Origin of the sequence: Johnsonella ignava ATCC 51276 (assembly GCF_000235445.1) — a bacterium.
In the GTDB taxonomy this organism is placed as follows: domain Bacteria; phylum Bacillota; class Clostridia; order Lachnospirales; family Lachnospiraceae; genus Johnsonella; species Johnsonella ignava.
Genome location: NZ_JH378832.1, coordinates 21,349 through 29,328, shown reverse-complemented (window position 1 = coordinate 29,328; position 7,980 = coordinate 21,349). Strand labels below are relative to the sequence as shown.

General features: G+C 31.2%; 9 protein-coding genes. 2 read left to right on the top strand and 7 right to left on the bottom strand.

The features are described 5' to 3' along the window. Nucleotides 1-55: 55 nt before the first annotated feature. Both HMPREF9333_RS06035 and HMPREF9333_RS06030 read right to left on the bottom strand, forming a co-directional pair. Nucleotides 56-685, bottom strand: coding sequence for a M56 family metallopeptidase (locus HMPREF9333_RS06035; RefSeq protein ID WP_040882449.1), 630 nt, complete (start codon nucleotides 683-685; stop codon nucleotides 56-58). Then, nucleotides 663-1,076: a BlaI/MecI/CopY family transcriptional regulator gene (locus HMPREF9333_RS06030; protein WP_005540594.1), complete on the bottom strand. Its 414-nt coding sequence runs from the start codon at nucleotides 1,074-1,076 to the stop codon at nucleotides 663-665. The genes HMPREF9333_RS06035 and HMPREF9333_RS06030 overlap by 23 nt, the downstream gene beginning before the upstream one ends. 708 nt (nucleotides 1,077-1,784) lie before the next feature. Between HMPREF9333_RS06030 and HMPREF9333_RS06025 the strand changes: the two genes are divergently transcribed. Together HMPREF9333_RS06025 and HMPREF9333_RS06020 are read left to right on the top strand one after the other, a co-directional pair. Beyond that, on the top strand, nucleotides 1,785-2,480 hold the full coding sequence (locus HMPREF9333_RS06025) for a response regulator transcription factor (RefSeq protein ID WP_005540593.1): 696 nt from the start codon (nucleotides 1,785-1,787) through the stop codon (nucleotides 2,478-2,480). 61 nt (nucleotides 2,481-2,541) lie between these two features. Further along, nucleotides 2,542-4,962 (top strand): sensor histidine kinase, encoded by a 2,421-nt coding sequence (locus HMPREF9333_RS06020; RefSeq protein WP_005540591.1) that lies wholly within the window; start codon nucleotides 2,542-2,544, stop codon nucleotides 4,960-4,962. A gap of 666 nt (nucleotides 4,963-5,628) precedes the next feature. Here the strand turns inward: HMPREF9333_RS06020 and HMPREF9333_RS06015 are convergent. From HMPREF9333_RS06015 to HMPREF9333_RS05995, 5 genes are all read right to left on the bottom strand, one after another. Further along, on the bottom strand, nucleotides 5,629-5,964 hold the full coding sequence (locus HMPREF9333_RS06015; RefSeq protein ID WP_040882447.1) for a hypothetical protein: 336 nt from the start codon (nucleotides 5,962-5,964) through the stop codon (nucleotides 5,629-5,631). A gap of 509 nt (nucleotides 5,965-6,473) precedes the next feature. Next, nucleotides 6,474-6,599 carry a hypothetical protein gene (locus tag HMPREF9333_RS13490; protein ID WP_277352360.1) on the bottom strand — a complete coding sequence of 42 codons (126 nt, stop codon included), beginning with the start codon at nucleotides 6,597-6,599 and terminating at the stop codon, nucleotides 6,474-6,476. Between the two features lie 95 nt (nucleotides 6,600-6,694). Further along, entirely contained in the window at nucleotides 6,695-6,844 is a 150-nt protein-coding gene (locus HMPREF9333_RS13285; protein ID WP_242822323.1) for a hypothetical protein, read from the bottom strand. A gap of 238 nt (nucleotides 6,845-7,082) precedes the next feature. Then, complete coding sequence (locus HMPREF9333_RS06000; protein WP_083816601.1) at nucleotides 7,083-7,439, bottom strand: hypothetical protein; 357 nt, start codon at nucleotides 7,437-7,439, stop codon at nucleotides 7,083-7,085. 148 nt (nucleotides 7,440-7,587) lie between these two features. Then, nucleotides 7,588-7,905 carry a hypothetical protein gene (locus HMPREF9333_RS05995; protein WP_005540589.1) on the bottom strand — a complete coding sequence of 106 codons (318 nt, stop codon included), beginning with the start codon at nucleotides 7,903-7,905 and terminating at the stop codon, nucleotides 7,588-7,590. Nucleotides 7,906-7,980 lie beyond the last annotated feature (75 nt).

Here is a 7,980-nt window from a genome sequence, read left to right as displayed (position 1 = left end):
CACACAGAGTATAAACATAAGCTGCGATAAAATACGTCTTCGGCTTTTAAGTGCGTCATCTCATGCTTAAGTATAAGCTCGTTTCCAAATCCGAAAGACTATTTTTTGATAAAAATATCCTCGGCTTAACAAACCCTATTATAAACGGGGAAGGTATCACGGAGTTCATAAACACTCTAAAATCCTTTTTTATGCCCATTTCTTCAATAAGCCTGTTTTTTGTTTCAATGCTTGTGCCGTCAGTTAAGAGTTCACTTAATTTGTCAAGTTTCTTTAAAAAAGCCCTTTCCTTGATTAATTGGTTTATTCCTAAAGCAAATATCCCTATAAACCAGACTGCAAGCAGAATTAAGAATATAAGACTTCCACCAAAAGAGGTGGCATTGGCAATGGTCTTATCTCTGACAAAAGACAATTCGGATACATCATTGCTTATAACATTTAGTTTTTCGGTAATTAAAAACCTGCCGACAATGTATCCTGTAATTATCAAGAGCGAAAATGAAATATACAGTATAAAACCCTTAAGCAACCTGTTAAGCTGGCACATACTTAATATCTTTTCAAGGTAGTCTTTAATAAATACCATTAAAACAATAACTATGTTTGTAACTATTATCGGTACAAACAGTATAAACAGAAAATCGCTTGCTGCTCCCACATCATTTGTCGTCGTCCAAAGCATTTTCAAAGTCCTTTAATAAATTGTTGATTTTACCAAGCTGCTCCTCACTTAATGTATCTTTTCCGTAAAAGGCGGCTATCAGATATTCAAAGGAGCCTTTGCCTGTCGCTTTTTTAATCTGCTGTCTTAACAATGCTCTTTCATATTCAAGTTCGGATATTAAAACGGTGTATATATGGTGCCAGCCTGCTTGTTTCTTTTTCAAATATCCCTTTTCGGAAACGCTGAATAAAATTCCGCTTACGCTTCCTCTAGGCATTCCTGCTTCCTCATAAATCTCACTGCTTGATATCTCGCCTGAATGTGTCCATATAAATTTCTTCATGAAATCATATTCTTTAGGCGTTAAATTTTTCATTCCGCCTAAGTATTCCAAGAAACCGCTCCCCATAAAAGCTCCTCCTTTTGCTTTTGATAATATTTTTGTTGGTACAAACATATTATATATTATAATGCTATAAAAGTCAATAAAAACAATATAATATAAAAACTGTTATAAGACGCACAGCATTGTTTGCCATATGTTATATATCTGTATTAAGCTGTAAAAATACAGAATGTTAAGATTATAACTATTAGTATTTTTATATTTAATATAACTTTGTTAGCCTGCTCAACCCATAAGTAACAATAATATATTAGATTTTATCTATAAAAATATATAAGAATTATAAACTTAAAATAGGCTATTTTTGAATATATGTCAAGTATTTAAGGTACTTTTATCCGGGTAAAGCATTTAGAGTAATGCAGCTTAAATATGTATTTTTTATTATCATTAATAATAAAAAATAAAAAAAGAATCTTTAAAACCTTTATTTAAGCAGTCTTACGCAAAGAAAACTTAATTAAAAATTAAATATACGAAAATATGTAAAGATGATATACTTCTGTATATAAGAGCATATCAGGTATCAGCCATACCTGATATATAGTAAAGTAATTATTTGAATGCCCGGTTTGCTTTTATATAATAAGGCGGCAGCCATACCTTATATATAACCGGAGTATTAATATAAAAAGAGATTGATGCGGCTGTATAACAGTATATACTTTATAAGCGGCAGTATGAACAATATAAAAAAGGAGCATTGACATTATGCAGAAGATCTTAGTTTGTGATGATGATAAGGAAATAGTTGAAGCCATAAATATCTACCTTTCGGGAGAGGGCTTTGAGGTTATAGGTGTATATGACGGATATGATGCATTGAAAGTACTTGAAACTTCCAAAGTTGACCTTCTTATAGTGGATGTTATGATGCCGGGACTTGACGGGATAAGGACTACACTTAAGGTAAGGGAGCGCAGTTCAATACCCATAATCATATTGTCGGCAAAATCAGAGGATACTGATAAGATACTGGGACTTAATATAGGTGCGGATGATTATCTGACAAAACCGTTTAATCCGCTTGAGCTGGTTGCAAGGGTTAAGAGTCATTTAAGGCGCTATACTAAGCTCGGCAATCTGGGACTTCAATCCGAGAAGAATGTATTCAGGTGCGGAGATCTTGAAATTAATGACGATACAAAGGAAGTAAGCGTGTCAGGAGAGATTATAAAATTTACTCCTATAGAATACAATATACTTTTACTTCTTGTAAAAAATGCGGGTAAGGTTTTTTCAATAGACGAGATCTATGCACAAATATGGAATGAAGAAGCTATAGGTGCTGATAATACCGTGGCAGTGCATATAAGACATATAAGGGAGAAAATAGAGATTAATCCTAAGGAACCGAGATATCTTAAAGTGGTATGGGGTGTAGGATATAAGATGGAAAAGATGTAGTGTAATTTCAGGTTCTGATTGTAAAAATTTGGAGGTAAAGACTTTATTTAAAATTTAATTAATGAAAAAACATACTGAACTTTTACTTTTTAAAATAGGGCTTACATTACTGCACCTTATAGCATTTATTGTATTTATAGCAGGCATATCCATGCTTTATACCAATGATAACTTTAAAAAGGGACTAAGCTGGATGAATTCGGAAACCTATGAAAATTCACCTGCATTTATGGCGCAGTTTGAGTCAGACATAAATGATATATTTTCATATGTAAAGTATAAAAATGCCTTTGAGGGGAATGGAACCTTCAGCCTTGACAGTGAAATATTCAGCATAAATATAGCTCCGGGTAAGGATCCTGTGTATACACTGAGGGATATAATAAAATATGCCAAACTCCACGGCTATTATATAAATGAGAATTATAAAGCTGATTTTTTTAAACAGGAAGATGAAAAAAGCAGTTCAGATACAAAAAACAACAATATGTCAGCAGCTGAATATAAAACTGAGGCTGAGGAGGCTAATGTTTCAAATTCTATAGATGAGGATATAGAAAGTCCCTATACTTCATATCTTGTCAACTGGCGGGCATACAATCCCGATAATAAGCTTAAAGAGCCGGGAGATGCCTATATGAGCATTGACAAGCTTATAAGGGAAAGTCTTGATAAACTCGGTGATTATTATTCTGCATACAACAGACTGATTTTAAATCCTACAAATATAAAATACAGACTTGTTTATGGAGATGATATCTATACAAATGATGAAAATTTAAATGATGAAACCTTATATAATTTCGGGAAATATGCACAGGTTAATTCTGAGAATATGATTATAAACAATAATCTGTCAAAGGTTCCGCAGAATATATCACTGCTTGCAGCGGAACTGTCGGAAGGGACTGAAAGCCGGTACAATGTTATGGTGGCGGTAGATACTGAATATAAGGTGAAAGATCAGTATTATTTCGGCAGACTGAATTACCTCAATCAGAGAAATATGTATTTCAACGGTATGGTGCTTACTGCTGTCGGTCTTATAATTATGGCTGCTACAATAATAATGCTTGCTTATTTTGCAGGAGTACCGTTTATAAATGCTAAAGACAGGCGTGTATATGCGATTGACAAATTCGGTATAGAGGCTGATATTGTTTTATGCATACTTTCTATAATGGTATTTTTATATATAGGTGAAAAAGCGGGGAGCAAGTTTCTTCATGTATATCTTGCGGAGGAAAACTGGAGATTCGGCGAAAAGCTTATGCAGTATATATTTGTATATGCTTGTGTGTTTTTCTGGATTTTCAGCGTTATAAGGGCGATAAAAGCAGGTATAATATGGGATTGCAGCCTGATCAAAAGGCTCAAGGATGAGCTTGGAATTTATGAGAAAAAACAATCATATAAAAACGGTATTTTATTAAAGTTTGCAGTTTATCTCATTTTAAATATTATATTTATAATTTCCATAAGTACGCTTGGAGCCAATGAAAGTACCCTTATACAGAGATTTGCGGTTACAGGTCTTATAATACTTTGTATTTTTGTGAATTTAGCAGTATTTCATAATATGTATAAAAAGGCTATACAGACCGACAAGATAGTACAGGCGCTGCGTTCAATAGCAGAGGGAGATACCGCTTATAAGCTTGATTTAAGTGAGTTTAACGGCAGGGAGGCTGATGCCGCAAAAAGTCTGAATAATATAGGCTTAGGTCTTGAAAATGCTATAAATGACAGAGTAAAAAGTGAAAGGCTTAAAGCGGACCTGATTACAAATGTTTCGCATGATATAAAAACTCCGCTTACATCAATAATTACATATGTTGGACTTATAAAAAGAGAAAATATAGTAAATGAAAAGGTAAGAGGCTATCTTGAAATACTTGAAAATAAATCTAATCACCTTAAAAATCTTACTGAAGATTTGGTTGAGGCAAGCAAGGTTTCAAGCGGCAATATAAGCGTTGATATGGCAAGGCTTGACCTTGCCGAGATGATACAGCAGACCAATGGTGAATTTGAAGAAAAGTATGCTCAAAAACAGCTGGATATCATATCTGAGTATCCGAATGTACCGGTAATTATATGGGCTGACGGCAGACATCTATGGAGAGTTCTTGAAAATCTGTATAATAATGCATTTAAGTATGCTATAAAGGGTTCAAGAGTATATGTTTCCATAATTGTTGAAAACGATTATGCAGTTTTTATTATGAAAAATGTTTCTGAGAATCCTCTGAATATCAGCCCTCAGGAGCTTACTGAGAGATTTGTGCGGGGTGATGTAAGCAGGACAACCGAAGGAAGCGGACTGGGGCTTTCAATAGCAAGATCACTCACTCTTTTGCAGGAGGGAAATTTTGAAATACAGATAGACGGGGATTTATTTAAGGTAGTGCTTAAGTTTAAGATTGTAAGTGAAAGTGATGAAGATGATGAAAGTAATGAAAGTGGAGAATATGATGAATAATATTAATGGTATCAGTATAAAGCGGTGATATTAAAATTAACGGAGATTATATCCGGCAGATGCTGTATAAACTTAATTTTCATTGAGCGGCAGTTGAACCGGATTTTAGGTGAGCAGTTGAACCGGGTTTTAGGTTGACATAAAAAGGCGATTAGAAGAGGAAAATCTAATCGTCTTTTTGCATCTGTACTATGAAAATATTATTTTTAAAATTATAAATATATATCTATATATTTATACCTCATTTCATTATGTGATAATTTCTTTATTAGGTTAAATCACGGATATAGTACATTATATAGTCATATATAGGCAGTGTAATTATTATAAAAATAATAAAAAAAGAAGGTATAATCAATGTATAAATGTAAATTGTTTTTGGTTTTTTAAATTTTTTCCATATATGATATCTATAAATATTATATATGGACCACGGAAGTAAAAATGATAAAAACCCTATAATTATTTCTAAAATATAGGTTTTATCCGATATTGAAAAATTTAATCCTCCTCCTATCGTTCATGATAAGCTCCAAAGGGGTAAAAGCAAAATGCACCCTAATGTAAAATTTATAATAATACTTGCGACTGATGAAAAGAAAAACTTTTCAAATCTATTCATTTTCATTATATTCCCTCTGTTTCTTAAATGTAGATTTATAGTGATTATATATTTTTCCACAAGATTAAATAAAGCGCTAATTCTATAATAAATATAGCCAGTGCAAGTATCAGTATTGTTATTATATAGTTTTTGAGATTATATAATTTACTGTTTTCTTTACACCATACATTTAATCTTATTAAATTATACATTCCCATTCCTGCCCAAAATATGATATTTGAATGAAATATCATATACTCAATATCAGCTTCAGAGTATAAACTATCATATGACAATTCTTTAGTTTTAAAATTGACCAATATAAAAAAAATTAAGAACAATAAATTTATAATTGAAGTCTGTTGCAATGAAAAATATTTTTTTTCAAAATTATCCATATATTTATACCTCGTTAATAATATAATAATTTCTCTAACATTAACCTGTATGAAAAATACCTGCATGCGGATCATATGTTATATAGCAATATATACTCAGTATAATTATAAAAAAAGTAATACAGAATGAAGGTATCATTAACGTATATATATAAATGGATTTTGATTTTTTGAATTTTTTCCATATATGATACCTGTATATATTATATATAGACCATGGTACTAAAAATGCAAAAAGGCATACTACCAGACCTACAATATCAGATTTATCAAGCCTTGAAAATTTGAATCGTGCCCCTAGTGTCCATGATAAGCCAAAGAGGGGCAAACCCAAAATACACCCGAATATAAAATTTATAATTATACTTGAAACTAATGAAAAAAAATATTTCTCAAATTTATTCATTTTCATTACATCTCCTTACTAAAAAACACTGATAATAATTATTTAAAGAGGCGTTGTATTAAATATATATGCCGAAGTTTCCTCTTTTGGATTCATAAACAACTCATGCCTTTGAAGCATTTGAATCGTTTGCTAAAGGAGTTTCCTCATAAACTGCATTTAATCTTATATCCGATTTATTTACCGTTATAACCTGAGTTCTTTCATTCCTGTTTAAATTTTCAAGCAAATCCTTTCTTGAGGTTTCAGGAAGCTTAAGCTCCGAATAGTCTTGCGGAGTAAGGATATAATTGTATGTAAATCATTATTAACTTAACTATATTTCTATATATTTTTCCACAAGATTAAATGCAGTGCTAATTCTATAATAAATATAGCCAGTACAAGTACCAGCATCGTTATTATATAGTTTTTGAGATTATATAATTTACTGTTTTCTTTACACCATAGATTCAGTCTTATTAAATTATACATTCCTATTCCTCCGCCAAATATAATATTAGCAAACAACAACATATACTTCGCAACAAAGTCGGTAGTATCTTTATCATATAAATCACCATATGCTAATTCCTTAATTTTGAAATTAATCCATATGATAAAAAATAAAAATAATAAATTTATGATTGAAGCCTGTCGTAATGAAAAATATTTTTTTTTCAAAATCATCCATATATTTATACCTCATTTCATTTATATAATAATCTCTTTGTTATATGTGCCATCCCCTTATATTGTACATTATATAGTCATATATAGCCATCATAATTATTATAGAATTAATACAAAAAGAAGGTATAAGTAATGTACAAACATAAATTACTTTTGGTTTTTGAAATTTTTTCCATATATTATGTCTATAAATATTATATATGAACCAAGGTACTAAAAATGAGAAAAAGCCTATAATTATTTCTACAATATCAGTTTTATCCAATACTGAGAAGTTTAATTGTGCTCCTATCGTCCATGCTAAGCCCCAAAGAGGTAAAACCAAAATACATCCTAATATAAAATTTATAATTATACTTGCAACTGATGAAAAGAAATATCTTTCAAATTTATTCATTTGCATTATATTCCCTCTGTTTCTTAAATGTAGATTTATAGTGATTATGCTTACAGAGCTGTTGTATTTGATATATACGTATCATATTATAGATCAATATACAACAGCTGTTAATTCACATAATATAATCAGTAAACTTTACCAAGCTTTAATTTCCGATTAAACTCCCGTCATTTCCAATATTATAATTGTCAGGTGTTTTTTCATTTATATACATAGAGCCGTATGGTCTCTGAGGATAATATTCATTTTTCCCCGTTTCATTATTGTATTTTAGATTTCTCTGAATCTCTGAAAAATAATACCACTTGTTATTTATCATCTGCCAGCCTTTTTCCATAACTCCGGTTTGAGGACTTAGATAATACCAGTATTTATCATTATTATCATGGTACCAGCCCTTTTTAAGACTTCCAAGCATCTTTTCATCCTGAGCTTCAAGGAAATACCATATACCGTCTTTCATGTGTTATCCAACCGATTTGCATTACTCCGTTTTCATCAAAACAATAGGTATTTACAGCACCTGATGCATCTTTAA

What these genes read in the sequence shown, in the direction of transcription:
- HMPREF9333_RS06035 (WP_040882449.1), bottom strand. Translation starts at nt 685, where the DNA reads ATGCTTTGGACGACGACAAATGATGTGGGAGCAGCAAGCGATTTTCTG.
- HMPREF9333_RS06030 (WP_005540594.1), bottom strand. Translation starts at nt 1,076, where the DNA reads ATGGGGAGCGGTTTCTTGGAATACTTAGGCGGAATGAAAAATTTAACG.
- HMPREF9333_RS06025 (WP_005540593.1), top strand. Translation starts at nt 1,785, where the DNA reads ATGCAGAAGATCTTAGTTTGTGATGATGATAAGGAAATAGTTGAAGCC.
- HMPREF9333_RS06020 (WP_005540591.1), top strand. Translation starts at nt 2,542, where the DNA reads ATGAAAAAACATACTGAACTTTTACTTTTTAAAATAGGGCTTACATTA.
- HMPREF9333_RS06015 (WP_040882447.1), bottom strand. Translation starts at nt 5,964, where the DNA reads ATGGATAATTTTGAAAAAAAATATTTTTCATTGCAACAGACTTCAATT.
- HMPREF9333_RS13285 (WP_242822323.1), bottom strand. Translation starts at nt 6,844, where the DNA reads ATGTATAATTTAATAAGACTGAATCTATGGTGTAAAGAAAACAGTAAA.
- HMPREF9333_RS06000 (WP_083816601.1), bottom strand. Translation starts at nt 7,439, where the DNA reads ATGAATAAATTTGAAAGATATTTCTTTTCATCAGTTGCAAGTATAATT.
- HMPREF9333_RS05995 (WP_005540589.1), bottom strand. Translation starts at nt 7,905, where the DNA reads ATGAAAGACGGTATATGGTATTTCCTTGAAGCTCAGGATGAAAAGATG.